General features: G+C 33.5%; 20 protein-coding genes and 3 pseudogenes. All 23 read left to right on the forward strand.

Going from position 1 to position 23490, the window contains the following annotated elements; all coding sequences use genetic code 11:
- Positions 1-14: 14 nt before the first annotated feature.
- Positions 15-569 carry a YhcN/YlaJ family sporulation lipoprotein gene (locus THESIDRAFT1_RS09515; RefSeq protein WP_006570242.1) on the forward strand — a complete coding sequence of 185 codons (555 nt, stop codon included), beginning with the start codon at positions 15-17 and terminating at the stop codon, positions 567-569.
- Between the two features lie 101 nt (positions 570-670).
- A complete protein-coding gene (yfmF, locus tag THESIDRAFT1_RS09520; protein ID WP_006570243.1) occupies positions 671-1936 on the forward strand; it encodes an EF-P 5-aminopentanol modification-associated protein YfmF in 1266 nt (421 codons plus the stop codon).
- A 2-nt stretch (positions 1937-1938) separates the two neighbouring features.
- A complete protein-coding gene (yfmH, locus tag THESIDRAFT1_RS09525) occupies positions 1939-3216 on the forward strand; it encodes an EF-P 5-aminopentanol modification-associated protein YfmH (RefSeq protein WP_003871538.1) in 1278 nt (425 codons plus the stop codon).
- Between the two features lie 136 nt (positions 3217-3352).
- Positions 3353-3784, forward strand: a complete 432-nt coding sequence (gene mraZ, locus THESIDRAFT1_RS09530) for a division/cell wall cluster transcriptional repressor MraZ (RefSeq protein WP_019907797.1) — start codon at positions 3353-3355, stop codon at positions 3782-3784.
- A gap of 12 nt (positions 3785-3796) precedes the next feature.
- A complete protein-coding gene (gene rsmH / locus THESIDRAFT1_RS09535) occupies positions 3797-4723 on the forward strand; it encodes a 16S rRNA (cytosine(1402)-N(4))-methyltransferase RsmH (protein ID WP_006570244.1) in 927 nt (308 codons plus the stop codon).
- A 28-nt stretch (positions 4724-4751) separates the two neighbouring features.
- On the forward strand, positions 4752-5195 hold the full coding sequence (ftsL, locus tag THESIDRAFT1_RS09540; RefSeq protein WP_006570245.1) for a cell division protein FtsL: 444 nt from the start codon (positions 4752-4754) through the stop codon (positions 5193-5195).
- Positions 5196-5305: 110 nt separating this feature from the next.
- Positions 5306-7282, forward strand: a complete 1977-nt coding sequence (locus THESIDRAFT1_RS09545; protein ID WP_244262630.1) for a stage V sporulation protein D — start codon at positions 5306-5308, stop codon at positions 7280-7282.
- An 83-nt stretch (positions 7283-7365) separates the two neighbouring features.
- A complete protein-coding gene (locus THESIDRAFT1_RS09550; protein ID WP_003871201.1) occupies positions 7366-8817 on the forward strand; it encodes a UDP-N-acetylmuramoyl-L-alanyl-D-glutamate--2,6-diaminopimelate ligase in 1452 nt (483 codons plus the stop codon).
- Positions 8814-10199, forward strand: a complete 1386-nt coding sequence (locus tag THESIDRAFT1_RS09555) for a UDP-N-acetylmuramoyl-tripeptide--D-alanyl-D-alanine ligase (protein WP_006570247.1) — start codon at positions 8814-8816, stop codon at positions 10197-10199. The genes THESIDRAFT1_RS09550 and THESIDRAFT1_RS09555 overlap by 4 nt, the downstream gene beginning before the upstream one ends.
- A gap of 1 nt (position 10200) precedes the next feature.
- Positions 10201-11151, forward strand: a complete 951-nt coding sequence (gene mraY, locus THESIDRAFT1_RS09560) for a phospho-N-acetylmuramoyl-pentapeptide-transferase (protein WP_004402390.1) — start codon at positions 10201-10203, stop codon at positions 11149-11151.
- A gap of 12 nt (positions 11152-11163) precedes the next feature.
- Positions 11164-12529: pseudogene (gene murD, locus THESIDRAFT1_RS09565) on the forward strand (UDP-N-acetylmuramoyl-L-alanine--D-glutamate ligase).
- Between the two features lie 4 nt (positions 12530-12533).
- Positions 12534-13640 carry a stage V sporulation protein E gene (gene spoVE, locus THESIDRAFT1_RS09570; RefSeq protein ID WP_006570249.1) on the forward strand — a complete coding sequence of 369 codons (1107 nt, stop codon included), beginning with the start codon at positions 12534-12536 and terminating at the stop codon, positions 13638-13640.
- Positions 13641-13646: 6 nt separating this feature from the next.
- Positions 13647-14741, forward strand: coding sequence for an undecaprenyldiphospho-muramoylpentapeptide beta-N-acetylglucosaminyltransferase (gene murG / locus THESIDRAFT1_RS09575; RefSeq protein ID WP_006570250.1), 1095 nt, complete (start codon positions 13647-13649; stop codon positions 14739-14741).
- A 73-nt stretch (positions 14742-14814) separates the two neighbouring features.
- The gene (murA, locus tag THESIDRAFT1_RS09580; protein WP_006570251.1) at positions 14815-16068 is read left to right on the forward strand and encodes a UDP-N-acetylglucosamine 1-carboxyvinyltransferase; all 1254 of its coding nucleotides are present in this window, start codon (positions 14815-14817) and stop codon (positions 16066-16068) included.
- Between the two features lie 57 nt (positions 16069-16125).
- Complete coding sequence (locus THESIDRAFT1_RS09585) at positions 16126-16839, forward strand: cell division protein FtsQ/DivIB (RefSeq protein WP_004402386.1); 714 nt, start codon at positions 16126-16128, stop codon at positions 16837-16839.
- Between the two features lie 15 nt (positions 16840-16854).
- On the forward strand, positions 16855-17577 hold the full coding sequence (locus THESIDRAFT1_RS09590; protein ID WP_004402385.1) for a DUF881 domain-containing protein: 723 nt from the start codon (positions 16855-16857) through the stop codon (positions 17575-17577).
- Positions 17577-17921, forward strand: coding sequence for a small basic family protein (locus tag THESIDRAFT1_RS09595; protein ID WP_003871210.1), 345 nt, complete (start codon positions 17577-17579; stop codon positions 17919-17921). The genes THESIDRAFT1_RS09590 and THESIDRAFT1_RS09595 overlap by 1 nt, the downstream gene beginning before the upstream one ends.
- Positions 17922-17946: 25 nt before the next feature.
- A complete protein-coding gene (gene ftsA / locus THESIDRAFT1_RS09600; RefSeq protein ID WP_004402384.1) occupies positions 17947-19173 on the forward strand; it encodes a cell division protein FtsA in 1227 nt (408 codons plus the stop codon).
- Between the two features lie 15 nt (positions 19174-19188).
- A complete protein-coding gene (gene ftsZ, locus THESIDRAFT1_RS09605) occupies positions 19189-20262 on the forward strand; it encodes a cell division protein FtsZ (RefSeq protein ID WP_006570252.1) in 1074 nt (357 codons plus the stop codon).
- Positions 20263-20725: 463 nt separating this feature from the next.
- A pseudogene (gene spoIIGA, locus THESIDRAFT1_RS09610) lies at positions 20726-21557 on the forward strand (sigma-E processing peptidase SpoIIGA).
- 14 nt (positions 21558-21571) lie between these two features.
- The gene (gene sigE / locus THESIDRAFT1_RS09615; RefSeq protein ID WP_003871580.1) at positions 21572-22297 is read left to right on the forward strand and encodes an RNA polymerase sporulation sigma factor SigE; all 726 of its coding nucleotides are present in this window, start codon (positions 21572-21574) and stop codon (positions 22295-22297) included.
- A 69-nt stretch (positions 22298-22366) separates the two neighbouring features.
- A complete protein-coding gene (gene sigG, locus THESIDRAFT1_RS09620; RefSeq protein WP_004402381.1) occupies positions 22367-23137 on the forward strand; it encodes an RNA polymerase sporulation sigma factor SigG in 771 nt (256 codons plus the stop codon).
- Positions 23138-23205: 68 nt separating this feature from the next.
- Positions 23206-23450, forward strand: a pseudogene (locus THESIDRAFT1_RS09625) (YlmC/YmxH family sporulation protein).
- Positions 23451-23490: the final 40 nt, after the last annotated feature.

Consider the following 23490-nt stretch of genomic DNA (forward strand, 5'->3'; position numbering starts at 1 on the left):
GGAGGTGCATAGCTTTGAAAAAAATAAAAAGTATAATTACAATAATGCTTATTGGGATAATGATAATGGTTTCAATGGCAGGATGCAAAACTGCGACTAGAAAGCCTGCTCCTGCTCGTTATACACCGGCGCCTACAAGGACTACTCCTGCGCCTTCTAAGACAGCACCAGGTTATACAACGCCTGCACCTAGGACACCAACAATGCCAGCTCCAACTCCTGTAAGAAAACCGACAACAGAAAGTGCAAGAGCAAGCAAAATAGCTTCAAATGTTGCTAAACTACCAGAAGTAAACAAGGCTACAGTAGTAGTATCTGGAAGTACTGCCCTTGTAGGTGTGGATATGAAAGCAAAAGTACAGGGAACTCATGAAACAGATGTAAAAAAGAAAATAGAGAAGACTGTAAAAAATACTGATAAGTCTATAACAAGGGTCTATGTAACTGCGGATCCAGATTTGTACAAAAGAATAGATAACATTGCCAGAGGAATTTCTGCGGGAAGACCAGTTTCTGAATTTGCAAAACAGATATCAGAAATTATTAAGCGCATAACGCCTGGCATGTAAAAAACCTGGGGTTTTTCCCCGGGTTTATGTATTATTGACTTTGTGATACAATTATCATATAATCAAAAAATAATTGGATTATTTTAGAAGGAGTTGATTCCATGGAATTAATTGAGAAACAATTAAACAACGGAATAAATTTGTACATAGATACTACAGACAAATTTAAAACAGTGACAATTAATCTTTATATCCACAATCAATTAGGAGAAGAGGCTACAAAATATGCTTTGCTGCCTGCTGTTTTAAAAAGGGGTACTTCTAGTATTAAAACCTATAAAGAAATGGTGAAGTTTTTAGAAAACTTATACGGCACTACTATGGCTGTTTCTGTGTATAAAAAAGGAGAAAGGCACCTTCAACAATATAGATTGGAATTACCTCAAGAGGAGTACATAAAAGAGAATATTTTAGAAGAGGGAGTAAAATTTTTAAAAGAGTTAGTTTTCAACCCTCTTACAGAAGGAAATGCTTTTAATAAAGATTATGTACTTCAAGAAAAAGAGATTCACAAAAATTTAATAGATTCAAGAATAAATGACAAAACCAAATATGCGGTAGACCGTTGTTATGAAGAGATGTGTAAAGGGGAGCCTTTTGCTATATTCGAATTAGGCAAGAGTGAGGACTTAGAGGTTATTGATGAAAAAAATCTTTACCACTATTATCAAAATTGTATTAATACTTTGCCGATGGATATATATGTAGTCGGAAGCGTGGACCCTAAATATATAGAGGAGGTTTTTAGAAAATATTTTGCTTTTCAAAGAGGACAAATATTAAATATTCCTTCCCCAAATATATATAAAGAAGTAAAGGAAGTAAAATATGTGACAGAAAATTTAGAAGTAACCCAGGGGAAGCTTACTCTTGGCTTTAGAACTAATGTGCCGGCTAACAGTAAGGAATATTTTCCTCTTTTGGTATACAGTGGTGTATTAGGAGGAGGACCTTTTTCTAAACTTTTTATGAATGTGAGGGAAAAGGCAAGTCTTGCTTATTATGCTTATTCAAGGCTTGAGAGATTTAAAGGTTTAATGGTGGTAAGTTGCGGCATAGAGATAGAAAATTACAACAAAGCTCTTGATATAATACTTAAACAGTTAAAAGAAATTGAAGAAGGTAATATCTCAGATTATGAATTAGATTCCACAATAAAAGCCTTAAAGACCTCTTTGAATGCAATGAAAGACAATGCTACTTCTAAATCTGACTACTATTTGTCACAAAAAATTGCAGGAGCAGATTTAAATATAGAAGAATTTATTAAAAAAGTAGAAAAGGTGACAAAAGAGGACGTAGTGGAAGTTGCTAAAAAGGTTAAATTAGATACGGTGTATTTTATGACCGGCAAAAAGGAGGAATAATTATGCAGCAGTTGTACAATGAGAGAATAGACGAAAAAATACTTTTACAAGAATTGGATAATGGCCTGAAAGTGTATATAATGCCGAAAAGAGGTTATACAAAGCAGTTTGCAATATTTGCTACCCATTTTGGTTCTAATGACAGTAAGTTTATCGCTCCAGGGGATACTAATGTAACGGAGGTACCTGATGGGGTTGCGCATTTTTTGGAGCACAAAATGTTCGAAGAGGAAGAAGGTAGTATTTTTGAGCAGTTTTCAAAATTAGGGGCTTCAGCTAACGCTTATACAAATTTTACTACAACTGCTTATTTATTTGCGAGTACTGAAAACTTCTATGAAAATCTAAAACTTTTAGTGAAGTTTGTACAAAATCCTTATTTTACAGATGAAAATGTGGAAAAAGAAAAGGGAATAATAGCTCAAGAAATAAGGATGTATCAAGATGACCCCAATTGGAGAGTTTATTTTAACGCATTAGAGGCTCTTTATCATGTACATCCAGTTAGAAAAGACATAGCTGGTACGATTGAATCAATTTCGCAAATAAATAAAGAAATCTTGTATAAATGTTATTACACATTTTATCATCCTGAAAATATGGTATTGTTTGCTGTAGGAGATATTGATATAGATAAAACTCTTGACGTTATAAAAGAAAATGTGAGACAGGATAAAAAACAGGGAGAAATAGAAAGGATATATCCTAAAGAGCCTTCAAGCGTTTATAAAAAAGAAGTTGTACAAGATATGCAAGTATCCATTCCTCTTTTTAATCTAGGTTTTAAAGATACAGATGTGGGTTTTGGGGGAAAGAAATTATTAAAGAAAAATTTAGAGATACAAATAGGTTTGGAAATGGCATTAGGCAGAAGTTCTGACTTGTATGAGAGGCTTTACAATGAAGGGCTTATTGACAGCACTTTTAGCTTTGATTACGGTGGAGAGATAGATTACGGTTATTCTATAATAGGAGGTCAATCTAAAGATCCTTTTAAAGTGAGAGATATCATTTTAAATGCAATAAATAATCTACAATTTTTAAAGGAAGAAGATTTTGAGAGAATAAAGAAAAAATACATAGGAAAATTTTTAAGAACATTTAATTCGGTCGATAGTATAGCTTACAGTTTTATAAACTTTTATATGAAGGAAATAAATTTACTGGATTATTTAGATCTGCTTTATAGTATAAGCTTTGAAGATGTTAGAGAAAGATTTCAAAATCATCTGAGAGAAGAGAATAGTGTGCTTTCCGTTGTGAATCCTATTAAAAAATAAAAATCAGGCGCAAAGCCTGTTTTTTTATTTTTTATAAAAATTTAGCAGGATTTTTTAAATTTATATAGAATAACATATTAAGTGGTGCAATGTGGTGGTAAGTGGGAGAATGTGAAGGGAAAGTTTGGTGTTTTGTATGTTGATGGGTCAATACGAACACACAATTGATGCAAAAGGAAGAGTCATAATCCCCGCTAAATTCAGAGAAGAGCTGGGGGATAGGTTTGTATTGACTAAAGGATTGGACAATTGCTTATTCGTATATTCACTGGATGAGTGGAAAAATATTGAGGCCAAACTTAAAACTTTGCCACTTACCAAAAAAGACGCAAGAGCATTTACGAGATTTTTCTTAGCTGGAGCTGTGGAATGTGAAATTGATAAACAGGGAAGAATACTTATACCTGCTAATTTAAGAGAGCATGCCAAAATAGAAAAAGATGTTATATTTATTGGAGTTTCTACAAGGGTTGAGATTTGGAGTAAAGAGGTTTGGGAAGAGTATTCTAATAATACAGATGTTTCTTTTGAAGAGATTGCTGAGCATCTTGACGACTTAAATATATAGGTGTGATAAAGAATGGAATATAGCCATAAAAGTGTTTTGCTTAAGGAGACAATTGAATATTTAAATATAAAACCAGAGGGAATATATGTAGATGGTACTTTAGGTGGTGGAGGTCATTCTGAAGAAATATTAAAAAGGCTTACCACCGGAAAGTTAATTGCGATAGATAGAGATTTGGATGCGATAAAAGCTAGCAAAGAAAGGCTTAAAAATTACAAAAATGTAGAGTACATAAATGATAATTTTAAAAATATAAAAGAGATACTTAAAAGTTTGGATATTGACAAGGTTGATGGCATCCTTTTGGATTTGGGGGTATCTTCTTATCAATTAGAAGAAGTTGAACGCGGTTTTTCTTATATGAAAGATGCTCCGCTGGATATGAGAATGGACAAAAATTCACCTTTTTCTGCCTATGATGTGGTGAACAAGTATTCACAGCAAGAATTAGAAAGAGTGATAAGAGAATATGGAGAAGAGAAATGGGCATCGCGTATTGCTAAATTTATTGCAAAAGAAAGAGAAAAAGGAGAAATAAAAACTACTTTCCAATTAGTAGAGATTATAAAAAATGCTGTTCCTGCCTCTGCCAGGAGAGAAGGACCACATCCAGCAAAAAGAACATTTCAAGCCATACGAATAGAAGTCAATGAAGAACTTAAAGGTTTAGATAAGGCGATTGAGGATATGGTAGAGGTATTACGGGGGAAAGGGCGCATTGCGATAATCACATTTCACTCTTTGGAAGATAGAATTGTGAAGAATACTTTTAAAAAATTAGAAAATCCCTGCACTTGTCCACATAATATACCTTGTACTTGTGGCAAAGAACCTTTGATAAAAATCATCACAAAAAAACCGGTACTACCTTCCAAAGAGGAAATAGAGACAAATTCAAGGTCTCGCAGTGCAAAACTTAGAGTTGCAGAAAAACTGTAAGTTCTAAAAGAAATGGAGGTAGAATAAATTGATAGTAGCACAAAGAGAATATAATTACGAGTATCCCCCATATACCTCAGAAAAGAAAGAGCAAGTAAGAAAAACTAAAAAAAACAGGAAATTAAAGAATTTACTTTTGGTAGTTTTTATAAGTTCTCTAAGCATTTTGATACTTTACAGGTATACTGTAATTTATCAAAGGTCAATTGCTTTAGACAAAATGGAAAAGCGAGTACAATATACAGAAAATTTAAATCAACAATTAAAAGCCCAAATTGCTTCTTTAACCAATCCTGCTCGAATTGAAGAGATTGCAAAAGAAAAATTAGGAATGCAAATGCCAGAAGAAGATCAGATAGTTTACGTAAAAGTAGGAGAAAAACCTAAAGTAGCTGAAGAGAAAAAAAGTGAAGAAAAATCACAAGATAAAAGTAACTTTTTTATGAGGATATTGGGGGTGTTGAATAGATAGGGGGGATAATAGATATATCCAACCATATCTGTAAAGAGAAGAATTCTTTTTTTACTTTTTTATCCTCTATAGTTGTTTTTGGACTTATACTCAGACTTTTTTGGATACAGGTGGTAAAAAGTGAAGATTATCAAAAGATGGCACTTCCTCAATGGACTTTAGACGTATCTGTTAGCGGCAAAAGGGGAAATATATTTGATAGAAATGGCAAAGTATTAGCAGAAAATATAAGTGTTAATAAAATAAGTGTTATCCCCAAAGAAATACCTGATTCTCAAAGAGAAGCAGTAGCTGAAGCTTTAGCCCAAATATTAAATTTAGATAAAGGAAAAGTTCTTCAAAAGATTTCTAATAAAAACTTACAAGAAGTGTTAATTGCTAAACAAGTTGATGACGAAAAGGCAGCAGAGATAAGAAAGCTTAATATAGATGGAATAATAATTTCTGAGGACATGAAAAGATTTTATCCAAATAATACTCTTGCATCTCATGTCTTGGGCTTTACTGGAATTGACAACCAAGGTTTAGATGGCATTGAATTAGCATTTGACAACTTTTTAAGAGGTATTCCGGGAAGAATTTCTACTCCAATGGATGCTATAGGTAGAAAGATGGATGTGGGAGAGGATGAGTATTTTGAACCTCTTCCAGGTTATAACGTAGTGCTTACAATAGATGAAACTATTCAGCATTTTGCAGAAAAGGCTCTTAACCAAGCGATGGTTCATTCTAAGCCTTCAAAAGGAGCAGTAGCCATTGTTATGGACCCCAAAACAGGGGAAATATTGGCTTTGGCTAATAGACCAAATTTTAATCCTAATAATCCTTTTGAAGGACTGCAGGAGGAATGGTATAAAGCTTGGCGAAATAAAGCTATTTCTGATTCTTATGAACCTGGTTCTGTTTTTAAGACAATTACTGCTTCTGCAGCTTTAGAAGAAAAACTTGTAGGTCTTAATGAACAGTTTTATTGTCCGGGCTATACTATAGTTTCTGGACATAGAATAAATTGCTGGGCTACCCATGGCAGTGAAAATTTTGTTCAAGGTGTTCAAAATTCCTGCAACGCAGTTTTTGTGACGTTAGGACAAAGGCTAGGAGTAGAAAAACTCTATAAATACATACATGATTTTGGATTTGGACAAAGGACAGGAATACTTCTTCCTGGTGAAGCTCCAGGTCTTGTATTGGCAGAAAGTAGTGTTGGGCCTGTTGAGTTAGCCACTAATTCTTTTGGGCAAGGTATTGCTGTGACGCCTCTTCAGATGATTACTGCTGTCTCCGCAATAGCCAATGGAGGAAAATTGATGCAACCTCTAATTGTGAAATCAATTGTAGATTCAAATGGAAAAGTAGTGAAGGAATTTAAACCAAAAGTAGTGAGGCAGGTCATTTCTGAACAGACCTCTTCTACAATGAGAGAAATACTAAAAAGTGTAGTGTCAGAGGGAACAGGCAAAGCAGGATATATTGAAGGATTTGATGTAGCTGGAAAGACTGGTACTACAGAAAAATATATGCCAGGCAAATATGTGGCATCTTTTATAGGTTTTGCACCAGCGGAGGATCCAAAAGTTATTGTGTTGGTGGTAATAGATGAGCCTAATAATCCGGAAACCCATTTTGGAAGCCAATTGGCTGCACCTGTAGTAAAGAGCATTTTAGAAGATACCCTAAGATATTTGGAAGTACAGCCAAGAGGAATAGAAAAACCTGCGTCGGTTGTGGTACCGGATGTGAGGAATATGAAACTTTATGAAGCAGAAAACATTATTTTGTCGAATAGGCTTAATTTTATAATAGAAGGAAATGGAGATACTGTTTTTGACCAAATGCCTAAACCAGGAGCAATTGTAGAAGAAAACACACAAGTTATTTTGTACTTAAATGCTGAAAAAATACAAGAAGTAGTAGTTCCTGATTTAACTGGTAAGAGTGTAAAAGAAGCCACAGAAATTCTAAATTCTTTAGGGCTTAAAATAAAAATAAAAGGCAGTGGTTTTGCTGTGAATCAAAGTCCGAAAGAAGGCACGATTTTGAAAAAAGGTGAAACTGTAGAAGTGGAGTTTAGGCCTAAGGAAAATTAAACTTCCTCTATGCAAAATCTATAATTGTGCTATACTATTTAGTGGTGGTATGCTTTTTAGATATTTTTGTGAGGAGGCCTAACATGAAACTTATAGATATTTTAAAAGGAGTCAACTGCGAGATAAAAGGAGATCCTAATATAGACATCAGTGGGGTGTGTTACGATTCCCGTAAATCTAAAAATAAATATTTATTTATCGCTATAAAAGGGTTTAAAACCGATGGTATTTTCTATGTGGAAGAGGCTATTAAAAATGGGGCAGTTGCTGTTGTTACAGATAGGGAAATAAAAGAATATCCCGGAATTACAACAGTATTAGTAGAAGATGCTCGAGCTGCCATGGCAAAAATAGCTTCTAATTTTTACAATAACCCCACCAGCAAACTTACTTTAATTGGTGTAACAGGAACAAATGGTAAAACCTCTGTTACTTATATGCTAAAAGCGATTTTAGAAAGGCAAAATAATAAAGTGGGCCTAGTGGGGACTATACAAAATATGATAGGGGATGAAGTGATACCTTCTGTACATACCACACCTGAATCGTTGGATTTGCAGGAACTTTTTAGTATTATGGTGAACAAAGGTGTTAAGTATGTGGTTATGGAGGTATCATCTCATTCTTTAGCATTAAATAGAGTAGACGAATGTGAATTTGATATAGCAGTTTTTACCAACTTATCCCAAGACCATTTAGATTTTCACCAGAACATGGAAGAGTATGCTAAGACAAAGAGTAAGTTATTCAAGATGGCGAAGAGTGCGTCGGTCATCAATATAGATGATAAATACTCTTCTATGATGATTGAGAGTTCTAAAGCAAAAGTTTTGACTTATGGTATAAAAGATTTTGCTTATGTTATGGCAAAGGATATTAGGAATAGTTTAGATGGTGTAAAGTTTAAAGTTCAGATTGAAGATAAAAAAGAAGAGATTTCATTAAAAATTCCAGGAATTTTTAGCGTCTACAATGCTTTAGCTGCCATTACAGTGGCTGATTTTCTTGGTATTTCTTTGCGAAGTGTGAGAGAGGCTTTAAGTCAGGTCACAGTAAAAGGTCGATTTGAACTGGTGGAGACAGGAAAAGACTTTTATGTGATTATAGATTATGCCCATACTCCTGACGGAATACAGAATATAATGGAAGCCTTGAAGGAATATAAAACTGGAAGAAAAATACTTCTTTTCGGTGCTGGAGGAGATAGAGATAAAACTAAAAGGCCTTTGATGGGAGAAGTTGCAGGGAAGTATGCGGATTTTTGCATTTTGACTTCGGATAATCCTCGTTCGGAAGACCCAAGAGAAATAATTTCACAAATTGAGGAAGGCATAAAAAAGACTAATTGCCCTTATGTTGTAATAGAAAATAGAAAAGAAGCGATAAGCTACGCTCTGACTAATGCTCAAAAAGACGATGTAATAATACTTGCAGGTAAAGGACACGAAACTTATCAAATTATAGGAGATAAGGTTATTCACTTTGATGAGAGAGAAATAGTTAAAGAAATTTTGTCTGAAGGCGGTAATAGATGATGGAACTTTTAATAGATGAAATTGTAAGAGCTACTGAGGGAAAATTGATAAAAGGAAGTTTAAAGGATAAAGTAATAGGAATTTCAACTGATTCGAGAAAAGTCAAAAAAGATGAATTATTTATCCCTTTGAAAGGGGAAAAATACGATGGAGAAGATTTCGTAAAAGATGCAATAGACAAAGGTGCTATTGCAGTTATTACTGCGAGGTTGGAAAATGTAGAGTGTTTGAAAGATTTTTCAGTTGATGTCATTTACGTTAATGAGACTTTAGAAGCTTTGCATAAAATTGCTTCTTATTATAGAAAAAAATTCAATATTCCTTTTATTGCTGTGACAGGTAGCAGTGGAAAAACTACTACGAAAGATATGATTGCACAAATATTGTCTAAAAAGTATAAAGTTTTGAAAACAGAGGGAAATTTTAATAATGAAATTGGCTTGCCATTGACAATTTTTAATTTGGAAGATACTCATCAGATTGCGGTAGTGGAAATGGGAATGAGTGGTTTTGGAGAAATTAGGAGGCTAAAGAATATTGCAGAGCCTCAAGTAGCAGTTTTTACAAATATAGGAGTTGCTCATATCGAAAAATTAGGCTCAAGAGAAAATATATTAAAAGCTAAACTTGAGTTAATTGAAAATTTTAAAGAGGAAAATGTGATTGTATTAAATGCAGATGATGATATGCTATCAAAAATTCCTCTGCAGTATTCAAGTAAGTATTACAGATATGGTATAAAAAGTGGAGAAATTAAAGCTTGCGATATAGAAAAAGGAGAAAAAGATATAAAATATACTTTAAAATATAAAAATTTGGAGAAAGAAATAAAGCTTTCGATTCCTGGTATTCATAATGTGTACAATTCTCTTGCTGCTATTTGTGTTGGATTAGAGTTTGGCATTAATGTAGAGGACATGGCAGAGGCTTTAAAAGATTTTCAACCAGGCAAAATGAGACTTAATATAATAGAAAAAGGTGATATAAAAATTATTGATGATGTATATAATGCTAATCCAGATTCTATGAAAGCAGCTTTAAGCGTATTAAGGGATTTACCTGCTAAGAGAAAAATAGCAGTTTTAGGAGATATGCTGGAATTAGGTGAGTATGCAGTAGAAGCCCACAAAGAAATAGGAAAATTGGTGGCAGATAGCCATATAGATATTTTGATAACCTCTGGTAATATGTCGAAATATATTGCAGAAGAATCCAAGGTTTGTGGGATGAAAGGGAACAATATTTTTGTTTGTAACACTAATGAAGAGGTTAATGAAATTTTGAAAGATATTATCAAAGAAGGGGATTCAATTTTAGTAAAAGGTTCAAGAGGTATGAAAATGGAACAAATAGTACAATTTTTGCAGGAGAGGGTAAAGTAAAATGTTACAAAAGATAATTTTGGCTACAGTTGTTGCTTTTGTGCTAAGCTTGGTGTCTGGCCCTCTTTTTATACCTTATCTTAGAAAATTAAAATTTGGGCAAAAAGTAAGGGAAGATGGGCCTAAAAGCCATTTAAAAAAATCTGGAACCCCTACAATGGGGGGAATAATGTTTATTACAGCCACAGTTATTTCTACTTTAATTTTTTCTCATTGGAACAAATATTTAGCTATTTTGTTATTAGGTTTTTTGGGATATGGTTTAATAGGATTTGCAGATGATTTTCTAAAGGTTTATTTTAAAAGGCCTTTAGGTTTGAGAGCGAGAGAAAAACTTCTTGGACAGTTTTTACTTGCGATAATCATTTCATATTTTGCTCAAAAATATGTAGGAACAGAAGTGATTTTTCCTTTTTTAAAAACTTCTATTGACCTTGGCAATTTTTATATTCCTTTTATGGTTTTTGTAATAGTTGGAACAGTAAATAGCGTAAACTTGACAGATGGGCTTGATGGATTAGCAGCAGGTGTATCTTTTATTGTTATGGCTTTTTTCACTATGACAGCTTTATTTTTAAATAATATAACTTATGGAGCTTTTAGCGCTGCTTTGACAGGAGGATTGTTAGGATTTTTGAGGTATAATCGTCATCCTGCAGAGGTTTTTATGGGAGATACTGGTTCCTTAGCTATTGGAGGAGCTATAGCTACTGCCGCGGTTTTGACTAAATTGCCCTTGATTTTGCCCTTATTAGGCATTATTTATGTGGCTGAAGCTCTTTCAGTGATTATTCAGGTATTGTCTTTTAGATTGTTTGGTAAAAGGGTTTTTAAAATGAGTCCTTTACACCATCATTTTGAATTGTCAGGTTGGCAAGAACAAAATGTAGTCTACGCTTTTTGGATTGTTACTCTAATTGCTATGTTTATATCTTTTTATAGTTTAAGCTAAGGAGTGCAAATTATGGAGCTAAAGGGTAAAAAAATTTTTGTAGCAGGTTTAGGAGTTAGCGGAATAGCTTTGTGTAAAGTGTTTGACAGCTTGAAAGCGAAAGTAATAGCTTATGATGGAAAAGAATATGATGTATTAAAAGAAAATTTAGAAGAAATTAAAAGTTTGTCCATAGATTTTAGGTTTGGTAAATTCAAAAAGGAATTTTTAGAAGGCATAGATTTGGTCGTTTTAAGTCCAGGTGTTCCTATTGATTCGGATATAGTAAAAACAGCACAAGAAAAGAAAATTGAAGTATTGGGAGAAGTGGAGTTTGCATATAGGTTTTCTAAAGCTCCTATTTATGCAATTACAGGTACAAATGGCAAAACAACTACTACTTCTTTATTAGGCGAAATGTTTAAAAATGCAGGGAGAAAGGTATATGTTGCTGGGAATATAGGTTATCCACTTATTTATGCTGTCATGGAAGCGACAGAGGGGGATTTCATAGTAGCAGAGATTAGTAGCTTTCAATTAGAAACTATAAAAGAGTTTAAACCTAAAATAAGCTGTATAATAAATATTACCCCTGATCATTTAAACAGGCATAAGACTTTTGAAAGTTATAGAGATATAAAAGGAAGAATTTTTGAAAATCAACGAGGCGATGAATATACTGTTCTAAATTTCGATGACCCTGTTACGTGGAGTCTAAAAAATAAGGCTAAATGCAGAGTTTTTCCTTTTAGTAGAAAAAGTTCATTAGAAAATGGGGCATATGTAAAAGATGGCAGTATTTATATAAGCGTTAATGGAAATGCTAAAAAAATTATTGACATAGAGGAAATTTATATTCCTGGAGAACACAATTTAGAGAATGCATTGGCTGCTTCTTCAGTAGCATATCTTTCAGGGATTAGTGCAAATGTTATTGCAAGTACTTTAAAGTCTTTTAAAGGTGTAGAACATAGGATTGAGTTTGTTGATGAAATAAATGGTGTAAAATTTTATAACGATTCTAAAGGGACTAACCCAGACGCTTCAATTAAAGCAATACAGGCCTTAAAAACCCCTATAGTTTTAATTGCTGGTGGTTATGATAAAGGTAGTGAATTTGATGAGTTTGTAAAAGCCTTTAATGGGAAAGTAAAGAAATTGATTTTGATAGGGCAAACTGCAAAAAAAATCAGAGATACTGCAAGGAAGTATTCTTATCCTGAGGATGACATACTTTTTGCTGGTACCTTAGAAGAAGCTGTTAAAAAAAGCTTATGAAAGTGCGAAAGAGGGAGATAGTGTACTTTTATCACCAGCTTGTGCCAGTTGGGATATGTTTAGGAATTTTGAAGAGAGGGGAAGAATCTTTAAAAAGGCAGTGGCAGAGTTGAGGAGGTAAAATAATGAAAAAAAAGTACCCTGTGGATTATGGCATTTTACTCACAGTTTTAATACTAGTCTCCATTGGTGTAATTATGGTTTTTAGTGCTAGTTCTGCCAGTGCTGAGTATATGTATAATGATGCCTATTATTTTTTAAAAAGGCAATTGTTATGGGTAATATTGGGCTTTTTTGCTATGGTTTTTATGATGAATTTTGATTACACTATTTTAAAAAAGTTAGCTGGTCCTTTACTTATTATTTCGATTGGATTGCTTATTGCAGTCTTGATTCCTGGAATAGGAGTTGAAAGGTATAATGCGACCAGATGGATAGGAATTGGAAGCTTTACAATCCAGCCTTCTGAATTGGCAAAATATGCTCTTATTATATACTTGGCAAAATATTTTGACAAACATCCCGATTATGCAAAGAGTTTCAAAAAGGGAGTTATGCCTGTCTTAGGATTGGCAGGGTTGCTTTTTGGCCTTATAATGTTACAGCCTAATTTTAGTACAGCTGGTATTATATTTATTGTGGCTGTAATAATTCTCTTTGTAGCAGGTGCTAAATTATCTTTTATGGGAGCTTTATTTGGAGCAGGAATTGGGGCAGCTATCGTTGTTTTTTCATCTTTTAAGTATATACGGGAAAGGGTATTTACATTTTTAAATCCGTGGCAGGATATTCAAAAATCTGGATATCAAATCGTACAATCCCTTTATGCATTAGGCTCGGGAGGACTATTTGGAGTTGGACTCGGAGGAAGCAGGCAAAAACTTATGTATCTGCCTATGCCTTACAATGATTTTATATTTTCCATAATTGGAGAAGAATTAGGACTTGTTGGTACAGTCACTATACTTTTGATGTTTTTATACCTTATTTTGCGAGGTTTGAGAGTGGCAGCAAAAGCTCCAGATATGTTTGGATGTCTTTTAGCTACAGGAATTACAAGTCTTATAGGAGTTCAAACACTTATAAATGTTGCGGTTGTAACTTCTTCTATGCCACCTACAGGGGTGTCTCTTCCTTTTATAAGTTATGGAGGTACTTCTACTGTTATTATGATGGCAGGAGTAGGAATACTATTAAATATTTCACGATCTGCAAATTTAGATAGGAGTTGATGATAATTGAAATATTTGTTTGCTGGTGGAGGTACTGGAGGACATATTTATCCTGCCATAGCCATTGCTAAGGAAATATTAAAAAATGAAAAAGATGCTCAAATTTTATTTGTAGGTACAAAAAAAGGTTTAGAGAATGAATTGGTACCAAGAGAAGGTTTTGAATTAAAGACAATTACTGTGCAAGGATTTAAAAGGAAATTATCATTGGATACATTGAAAACTATTTATAAAGCAATGGTGGGGCTTAAGGAAGCAAATGATATTTTAAAAGAATTTAAACCAGATGTAGTAATTGGAACAGGGGGATATGTTGGTGGCCCTGTTTTAATGATGGCGGCTTTAAAAGGGATACCTACTTTGATTCATGAACAAAATGCTTTTCCAGGCCTTACAAATAAGGTACTATCACGATTTGTGAAGGTAGTAGCGGTAAGTTTTGAAGAATCAGTTAAATATTTTAAAAATAAAGAAAAAATTGTGGTAACAGGTAATCCAATTAGAAGAGAATTGCTAAAAGTTACTAAAGAGGAAGGTTTAAAAAATTTGGGTTTTTATTCTGATAAACCTTTAATAGTATCAGTAGGGGGAAGTAGAGGAGCAGAAAAAATAAATTTTACAATGGTAGAATTTTTAAAGCAAAAGGATAAAAACCTGCAAGTTTTAATAATTACAGGAGCTAATCAATATGAAAAAGTGTTGGAAAAAGTTAAAACTGAAACTATAAACATAGATGAAACAGTTAAAATAATTCCTTATTGTCACAATATGCAGGATGTATATGCTGCTGCAGACATTATAATCTGTAGGGCTGGTGCTATTACTTTGGCAGAAATTACTGCAAAAGGTGTTGCTTCAATCTTGATTCCTTCTCCTTATGTTGCTAATAATCACCAAGAGTATAATGCCCGGGTGTTAGAAAAAGCCGGAGCTTCTTATGTTATTTTAGAGAAGGATTTGATAGCAGAAGAATTGTACAAAAAAATCAAATATCTTCTTGATAATCCTCAAGTACTCTCTAGAATGAGAGATAATGCACGAAAAATTTCTAAAATTGATGCTGCGGAGAAGATATACAAGCTTATAAAAAGCATAACTTAATACCTTATGTAACACCCCATCTTATTTATGCATAGTATATGGTGTAAGCTGTATTAAATTTAGGGGTGATAAGATGGGGAAATTTAAAATTAATGGAGGGAACAGGCTGTATGGTGAGTTAAAGGTAAATGGCGCTAAAAATTCTGTTTTACCCATCCTTGCAGCATCAATTTTAAATGAAGGGATTTCTGTAATACATGATTGTCCAAAATTAAAAGATGTTTATTCAATGATAGAAATTTTAGAACATTTAGGGTGTAAGATAACTTTTAAAGGCAGAGATATTATTGTAGATGCAAGGGATGTAAAAGATAGTGAAATACCTGATAGCTTAATGAGAACCATGAGGTCATCTATATTCTTGATGGGGGCTTTAATATCAAGAAACAAAAAAGCTTTGATGAGTTTTCCAGGAGGTTGTGATATAGGACACAGACCTATAGATTTACATCTTAAGGGTTTGAGAAGATTAGGAGTTAAAATTGAAGAGTCTTATGGATATATTAAATGTGAAGGTGGGAAGATAAGAGGAAATGAAATTCACTTAGACCTTCCTAGTGTAGGAGCTACAGAAAATATCATGTTGGCTGCAGTTAAAGCAGAAGGTATTACCATCATTAGAAATGCGGCAAAAGAACCGGAAATAGAAGACTTGCAGAATTTCTTAAACTCTATGGGGGCGAAAATATCAGGAGCTGGTACTAACACGATTATCATAGAAGGAGTAAAAAGATTGCATGATGCGGAATACACCATAATTCCAGATAGAATTGTTGCAGGTACTTATCTTTGTGCTGCGGCGATGACACGAGGAGAATTAACAGTAGTAAATGCTTTAAAAGAACATTTAGAACCATTGCTGTCAAAATTGAGAGAGACGGGATGCGAAATACATGCCGGAAATGATTATATAAAAATTATAGGCGATAAGCGCCCCAAAGCAGTAGATATGATTGTTACATTGCCATACCCTGGCTTTCCCACAGATTTGCAGCCTCAGATGGTTTCGGTTTTATCTGTAGCAGATGGGACATCTATTGTTACGGAGACAATATTTGATAATAGATTTAAATACACAGAAGAACTTATACGAATGGGAGCAGATATAAAAGTGGATGGAAGAGTAGCGGTAATACGTGGTGTTGAGAAGCTAATGGGTGCAAAAGTAGTAGCAAGAGATTTAAGGGGAGGAGCTGCTTTGATTATTGCAGGTTTGGGAGCAGAAGGTGCTACAATAGTAGAAGAAGCAGAACACATTGATAGAGGATATGAATCAATCGAAAAGGCTTTAAAAAGTGTGGGAGGGGATATTGTAAGAATAATGTAAAACAGCGTCATGCTGTTTTACATATGCGAAAGAAAAGTACAAGCAGGGGATGGTTTAATGGTTAAAAGGGCTTTTAAGAAGCGGTTTTTAATATTTATGTTTGTGATGCTAGTATTTATAGTTTTGCTTTACCTTTTTATGTTTCAATCAAATTATTTTGAGATTAAAACTATAAAAGTTGTAGGCAATCAAATTTTATCTTATAATGATATTAAAGAGTTGGCTATGATAGATTATGGAATGAATATTTTTAAAGTTACTCCTAAAAAAATAGAAAGTAATTTACTTGCTAACCCCTATATAAAAGAAAGCAAAGTAAAAATTCAATATCCTGATACTGTAGAAATATTTATAAAAGAAAGACAAATAGTTGCACAAGTCAAATATCAAAAAGACTATTTAATGATAGATAAAGAAGGAGTGGTAATAAAAAAGGACGATTATAACCCTGAACTTCCTGTTATAGAAGGAATAAAAGTTGAGAAATATCAAATTGGCAAAAAGTTGAATGATATTTTTGAAAAAAGTTATTTGGGAACGCTTTTAGAACTCATAGAAGGTACTGATTTTTGTTCTGTTATAAAATATATGAATGAAAGACAAATTATATTAGTTACAAAAAATGGCATAGATATATCTTTTGACAATCCTTCTGATATTAATTATTCTTTCAAATTTGCCGAATTAATATTAAAAGATTTGGTTGAAAAAGGGTATCATAAAGGTACAATTCAAATTATTGGAGACAGCAATCCAGTATTTATGCCATAGAGGATGGGGGTACTTATGAAAAAAAGTGTATATATTTCCGTAGCTTTAGTTTCAATAGTATTAGGAATAATGCTTTCTACTCAATTTAAAATAGTAAAAAAAAGCGGCGTAGTTACTGTGCAGAGAGCAGAAGAATTGGCAGCTCAATTAAAGGAACTGCAGTCAGAAAAAGATGCTCTTCTAAAACAGATTAATGATTTAGAAGCAAAAATAAATGCTTACGAAGATTCTGCGTCCAAGAATAGCGTAATTACTCAAACTTTGAAAAATGATGTAGAAAAATATAAAGAATTAGCAGGACTGACTGACCTCCAAGGTCCAGGAGTAATTGTAACTATAAATGATAGCAAACAAGCCGTTCCCCCAGGACAAGACCCTAATTTATTTCTGGTCCACGATGAGGATTTATTGCGAGTTGTAAATGAGCTAAGAGCGGCAGGAGCGGAGGCCATATCTTTAAATGACCAAAGATTAATTGCTACTTCAGAAATTAGGTGCGTTGGCCCTACAGTAAATGTAAATTCTGTGCGTTTTTCTGCGCCGTATGTCATAAAGGCTATTGGAGACCCTGATACATTAGAGGCTGCTCTTAAGCTAAAGGGTGGAGTAGTAGATACTTTAGCTACTTGGGGAATAGAGGTAAATATCAAAAAATCGGACAATATATTGATTAAAAAATATGACGGAGTGATAAAGTTTAGATATGCAAAACCTTTAGTTGAAGGAGAGAACAAGTAATGGCTTATATTATAATAGTTAGTTTATTAATAGGAATAGTGATAGGTTTTATTTTGCCAATTAATATCCCCAGCACTTATGTTTCTTATTTATCTGTTGCTATTCTTGCAGCGTTGGATTCAGTTTTTGGTGGTATTAGAGCTAGTCTTGAAGAGAAGTTTGATAATCTTATTTTTATAACTGGCTTTTTTGGCAATGCGATATTGGCAGGAGGCCTTGCTTATATTGGAGATGTGTTAGGAGTTCCTATTTATCTTGCGGCAATTTTTGTATTTGGAAGCAGGCTATTTGTCAATTTTGCATATATAAGGAGATATCTGATAGACAAGATGCGAAAAAGATAGCAGTCTCCTGAAGGAGGATTTGATAATGGGTGATTTAATAGTTGGTTTAGACATTGGCACATCTAAAGTATGTACAATTATTGGAGAAGGGGATAAAAATGGAGAACTGCATATTGTTGGGATTGGCTATTATCCGTGTTATGGGGTTAAAAAAGGGGTTATTGTAGATATAGATGAAACTGCCTATTCTATAAAAAAGTCTGTAGAGCAAGCGGAAAGAATGGCCAACCAAAAAATATCCTCTGTGTATTTGAAAATATATGGAGGGTTGACGACTATATATAAAAACAATGGAGTAGTAGCAGTATCGAGAGAAGATAGAGAAATAACAAAACAAGATGTGGATAGAGTTTTACAAGCTGCTAAAATCATTGCTATTCCTTCTGATAAAGAAATTATCGATGTTATACCATTAGAATATATTGTGGATGGGTATGGGGAAATAAAAGACCCTGTTGGAATGGCGGGTATAAGGTTAGAGGTAAATGCCGCTATAGTAACAGGTAGTGTTACCGCTATTCAAAATATGGAAAAGTGCGTTAAAAAAGCAGGGTTAGAGGTAGAGGGAATAATTGTAGGCCCTTTAGCTACAGGAGAAGCAGTACTTTTAAAAGATGAAAAAGAGTTGGGGGTTGCATTAATTGATGTGGGTGCAGGAGTGACTGATATTTCTGTTTTTAAGTATGGCAGCCTTATTTATTCATCTATGATAGCAGTCGGTGGATGGCATATCACAAACGATTTATCTATAGGGTTAAAGATTTCTTTTGAAGAAGCCGAAAATATAAAGAAGAAATATGGAACTTTAGAAAAATTATCCCCTGAAAAGCTGGAACCAATTAAAATTGCTAGTTTAGCAGGTAAAAGCAAATCAGCTACAGATGTAAATGAAATATCTGATATAATAGAAGCGAGGGTTTCTGAACTTTTAATGCTTGTGTATGAGAGATTGGAAGAAGCAAAAGTTCTGGAAGACATTGTTACAAATGTAGTCATAACAGGTGGAGGCATTTCCTTTTTAAAAGGAAATATAGAGTTGGCACAAAAAATTTTTAATAGAAACATTCGCATTGGTTCTCCGCAAAATATCGGAGTAGCAACTCCTATTTATTCGGCAGGGGTAGGAGTGGTAAAATATGTATATAACAATAAGAGGTTTATGCATAATGTCCAACCGACTGATAAAAAAGAGAAAAAGAGTTCTAAATTAGTTGATAAACTCAAAGAAATATTTAGCGATTTTTGGGCGTAAAGAGGAGGGTTTTTTGTGATAGGTATAGAAACTGATATGGAACAATTTGCTGCTATTAAAGTAATAGGAGTTGGTGGTGGAGGCGGAAATGCTGTAAATCGAATGATTGATGCTGGCCTTCGCGGTGTTGAGTTTATTGCAATTAATACAGACAAGCAGGCTCTTTATTTATCGAAAGCTGAAATAAAAATACAAATTGGTGAAAAATTAACAAAAGGGTTAGGAGCAGGAGCAAACCCTGAAATTGGGAAAAAAGCTGCTGAAGAATCTAGAGAAGAAATAGAACGAGTTATAAAAGGTGCTGATATGATATTTATCACTTCTGGCATGGGAGGAGGCACAGGCACAGGAGCTGCTCCTGTTGTGGCGGAAATAGCAAAAGAATTAGGAATTTTGACTGTAGGAGTAGTTACCAAGCCTTTTACCTTTGAAGGGAGAAAAAGGATGGCCCATGCAGAAATGGGCATTGAGGAACTTAAAAAACATGTAGATGCTCTTATTACTATTCCTAATGATAGATTATTGCAAGTTGTTGAAAAAAAGACTTCAATGATTGATGCTTTTAAATTAGCAGATGATGTTTTAAGACAGGGTGTTCAAGGTATATCCGACCTTATCGCAGTCCCTGGACTTGTAAATGTGGATTTTGCTGATGTTAAAACTATTATGACAAATACAGGACTTGCACATATGGGAATAGGTATAGCTTCTGGGGAGAATAAAGCGACTGAGGCAGCAAAACAAGCAATCCATAGTCCATTATTAGAGACTTCAATTGAAGGCTCAAGAGGAATATTACTTAATATTGCAGGAGGTCCAAATTTAACCATATTTGAAGTTAATGAAGCGGCTAATTTTATCTATGAAGCTGCAGACCCTGATGCAAATATTATATTTGGTGCAGTAATAGACGAGGCATTAGAGGACCAAATAAGGATTACTGTTATAGCTACAGGATTTGAAAGAAATGAAAAATCTAAGGATACAGCAAAGAAAAATGACACTAGGGAGCCTGAAGTAAAATTAGAAAATGTTATAGAGAGTGATGATTTAGATATACCTACTTTTTTAAGAAGAGGGAGACGATAAATCTGCAAAGGTTTCTTTGCAGATCAGTTTGTTGACAAAGTTAAAAAATATTCAAAGGAGATATTTTGCATCGTCGCTCCGATGTTCCAAAGCGACAAAACTAAAGCTCGACCTTCGGGCTCCGGCAGGGTACCGGGCACAATCGGCCTCCTTGCCTCAGGTGCCCGCCTCCGCCATCCATGGCTTCGGCCCTGCCTCCACCCTCGGTCTTGCTAAGTTTTGTTACCGCTTTGTAACAAGTCGCTCCTTATGCAAAATATCTCCTTTACGAAAGTTTGTCTACAGTCTGATCTGCAAAGGTTTCTTTGCAGATTTTTTTATGCAAAAATTCTACAAAAACAACCTTATTTTTATTCCAAAATATTACAATAAATTTGAGATTTTTATTTTATAATATGAATAAAATAAGCAAATGGGAATATACATTGTATAAGGATTAAAAGTGTCCCCGGGGATGGTATGAATGTATTTAGACGTAATTTTTTTCGAAAATTTAATTATTAACTATCTTATTTTATCCCTTACACGAAAATTTTCTAAAAAGGGCAGCAAACCTATTAAGCTTTTTTTAGGTGCATTATTGGGAGCGTGTTATGTCCTAATATTTTTTTTGTTACCTTATAAGATGATTCACGAAGTTTTCGCAAAAATTATTTTATCTCTCTTAATAATATATATGGCATTTACTCCAAAAACATTAAAAGAATTTTTTGAGAATTTTAGCAGTTTTTTATCTAATTTCTTTTGCGATAGGTGGGACAATTTTTGCAGTTTTGTATACGGCAAAATTTAATTTACACAGTTTATGGATTGGAATATTGATAGCTATTTTACTTTTCTATACTAATTGGGATTATATAGTGAGAAAATCAAAAGAGGAAAAAATGTTATACAGCATAAAAATAGAAATTTTTCAAAAACAAGTAGAGATAAAAGGATTATTGGATACTGGAAATAGATTATACGACCCTTTAACTAAATCGCCTGTTGTGGTAGTAGAGTTTTTGGCTATGAAAAATATACTTCCTGATAATATGGAAATTTTATTAAATGAAGAGAAGATAGATTTTAACAAAATTTTTGAAGTTTTGAAAGAGGAAAGATGGTTATCAAGGATAAGGTTAATACCCTTTATATCAGTAGGACAGTCTAAAGGAATAATGTTAGGATTTAAGCCAGATAAATTAGTGGTAGGTGAAAAAGAGGTAAGGAATGTAATAGTAGGAGTATACAAAAGCCAAATAGATAAATATGGTAATTATGCGGCGTTGTTAGCACCAGAAATTTTAGTATAATGGGGGTGTTGGAAGTGCAACTAAAAACAAAAGTAAAAATAGAAATGCTATTGTTGTGGAAAAAAATCCTTGATTTTTTAGATTTATCTGAAGGCATATTTTATATTGGAGGAAGTGAAGCATTACCTCCACCTCTTTCTGTAGAAGAAGAAATATATTTAATTTCAAAAATGGAAAAAGGAGATAATGAAGCAAAAACGGTACTTATTGAAAGAAATTTAAGGTTGGTAGTATATATAGCAAAAAAATTTGAAAACACAGGAGTAGGAATCGAAGATTTAATATCTATTGGCACGATTGGACTTATAAAAGCTATTAATACTTTCAATCCTAAGAAAAAAATAAAATTAGCTACTTATGCTTCTCGATGCATTGAGAATGAGATATTAATGTATTTAAGAAGGAATAGCAAAACTAAATTAGAGGTTTCTTTTGATGAACCTTTAAATGTAGATTGGGATGGAAATGAACTTTTGCTTTCAGATATTTTAGGCACTGATAACGAAACAGTTTATAAATATATCGAAGATGAAGTAGAAAAGGAATTATTGACTTCTGCATTAAAGAAATTACCAGATAGAGAAAAAAAGATAATAGGACTTAGATTTGGATTAGAGGGTGGAGTAGAAAAGACTCAAAAAGAAGTGGCAGATATGTTGGGAATTTCACAGTCCTATATTTCTCGCTTAGAAAAAAAGATTTTAAAAAGATTAAAAAAAGAAATGAATAGACTAGTTTAAGCGTTTCTGTATATTTTTTTATCCTGCCGGCAATACTGTTAATAAGCTAAACATGTGGGGGCAGGATTTATGAATAACAAAGTTGAAATTTGCGGTGTCAATACCTCTAAGTTACCTGTTTTAAAACCTTCCAAGCAAAAAGAGCTACTGCAGCGGATGAAAAATGGAGACAAAAAAGCGAGAGAAGAATTTATAAATGGGAATTTGCGATTGGTACTAAGCGTTATTCAACGGTTTAATAATCGCGGAGAGTACGTAGACGATTTGTTTCAAGTAGGATGTATAGGGCTTATAAAAGCTATTGACAATTTTGACTTAAATCAAAATGTAAAATTTTCTACTTATGCTGTTCCAATGATAATTGGAGAAATAAGAAGATACTTAAGAGATAACACTCCTATAAGGGTGAGCCGATCTTTAAGAGATATAGCCTATAAAGCATTACAGGTAAGGGACAAATTAGTATCGGAAAATTCCAAAGAGCCGACAGTAGGCGAAATAGCTAAAGAGCTGGACCTTCCAAGAGAGGAAGTGGTAATGGCTCTTGATGCTATTCAAGAACCGGTTTCTTTGTTTGAACCTATATATCATGATGGTGGAGATGCAATTTATGTGATGGACCAAGTCAGCGATGACAAAAATATGGATGAAGTGTGGCTAGAGAAAATTGCATTAAAAGAAGCAATACAAAAACTAAGCGAAAGGGAAAAAATGATATTGACGATGAGATTTTTTGAAGGGAAAACCCAGATGGAGGTAGCAAAAGAGATAGGAATATCTCAAGCACAAGTTTCAAGATTAGAAAAAGCGGCTTTAAATCACATGAGGAAATACATCTAGCTTATCAGGAATGATAAGCTAGATTTTTTCATATAATTTTATGAAAAGGACAAAAGGGGGAAATGAGGATGATTAAAGCTTCAGAGTTAAGAGATAAAGATGTTATAGATATAAATACAGGAGAAAAATTAGGGAATATAATTGACATTGAAGTAAACCTTGAAGAAGGAAGAGTAGAGGGAATTGTTATACCGAAAGAAACAAGTTTTTTAGGTTTTTTAATAAAGATATAGAAATATACTTGCCGTGGGAATCTATAAAAAAGATTGGAACGGATGTAATATTAGTAGATTTTAAAGATAGAGAAGCTTAAGTTTGACTAATGAAAACAAGTTTATTATAATTTTATTAAA

Origin of the sequence: Thermoanaerobacter siderophilus SR4 (assembly GCF_000262445.1) — a bacterium.
Classification (GTDB): Bacteria; Bacillota; Thermoanaerobacteria; order Thermoanaerobacterales; family Thermoanaerobacteraceae; genus Thermoanaerobacter; species Thermoanaerobacter ethanolicus.

Coding starts and splice junctions, on each gene's coding strand:
- yfmF (WP_006570243.1), top strand. CDS start 671: ATGGAATTAATTGAGAAACAATTAAACAACGGAATAAATTTGTACATA.
- yfmH (WP_003871538.1), top strand. CDS start 1,939: ATGCAGCAGTTGTACAATGAGAGAATAGACGAAAAAATACTTTTACAA.
- mraZ (WP_019907797.1), top strand. CDS start 3,353: ATGTTGATGGGTCAATACGAACACACAATTGATGCAAAAGGAAGAGTC.
- rsmH (WP_006570244.1), top strand. CDS start 3,797: ATGGAATATAGCCATAAAAGTGTTTTGCTTAAGGAGACAATTGAATAT.
- THESIDRAFT1_RS09550 (WP_003871201.1), top strand. CDS start 7,366: ATGAAACTTATAGATATTTTAAAAGGAGTCAACTGCGAGATAAAAGGA.
- THESIDRAFT1_RS09555 (WP_006570247.1), top strand. CDS start 8,814: ATGATGGAACTTTTAATAGATGAAATTGTAAGAGCTACTGAGGGAAAA.
- mraY (WP_004402390.1), top strand. CDS start 10,201: ATGTTACAAAAGATAATTTTGGCTACAGTTGTTGCTTTTGTGCTAAGC.
- spoVE (WP_006570249.1), top strand. CDS start 12,534: ATGAAAAAAAAGTACCCTGTGGATTATGGCATTTTACTCACAGTTTTA.
- murA (WP_006570251.1), top strand. CDS start 14,815: ATGGGGAAATTTAAAATTAATGGAGGGAACAGGCTGTATGGTGAGTTA.
- THESIDRAFT1_RS09585 (WP_004402386.1), top strand. CDS start 16,126: ATGGTTAAAAGGGCTTTTAAGAAGCGGTTTTTAATATTTATGTTTGTG.
- THESIDRAFT1_RS09590 (WP_004402385.1), top strand. CDS start 16,855: ATGAAAAAAAGTGTATATATTTCCGTAGCTTTAGTTTCAATAGTATTA.
- THESIDRAFT1_RS09595 (WP_003871210.1), top strand. CDS start 17,577: ATGGCTTATATTATAATAGTTAGTTTATTAATAGGAATAGTGATAGGT.
- ftsA (WP_004402384.1), top strand. CDS start 17,947: ATGGGTGATTTAATAGTTGGTTTAGACATTGGCACATCTAAAGTATGT.
- sigG (WP_004402381.1), top strand. CDS start 22,367: ATGAATAACAAAGTTGAAATTTGCGGTGTCAATACCTCTAAGTTACCT.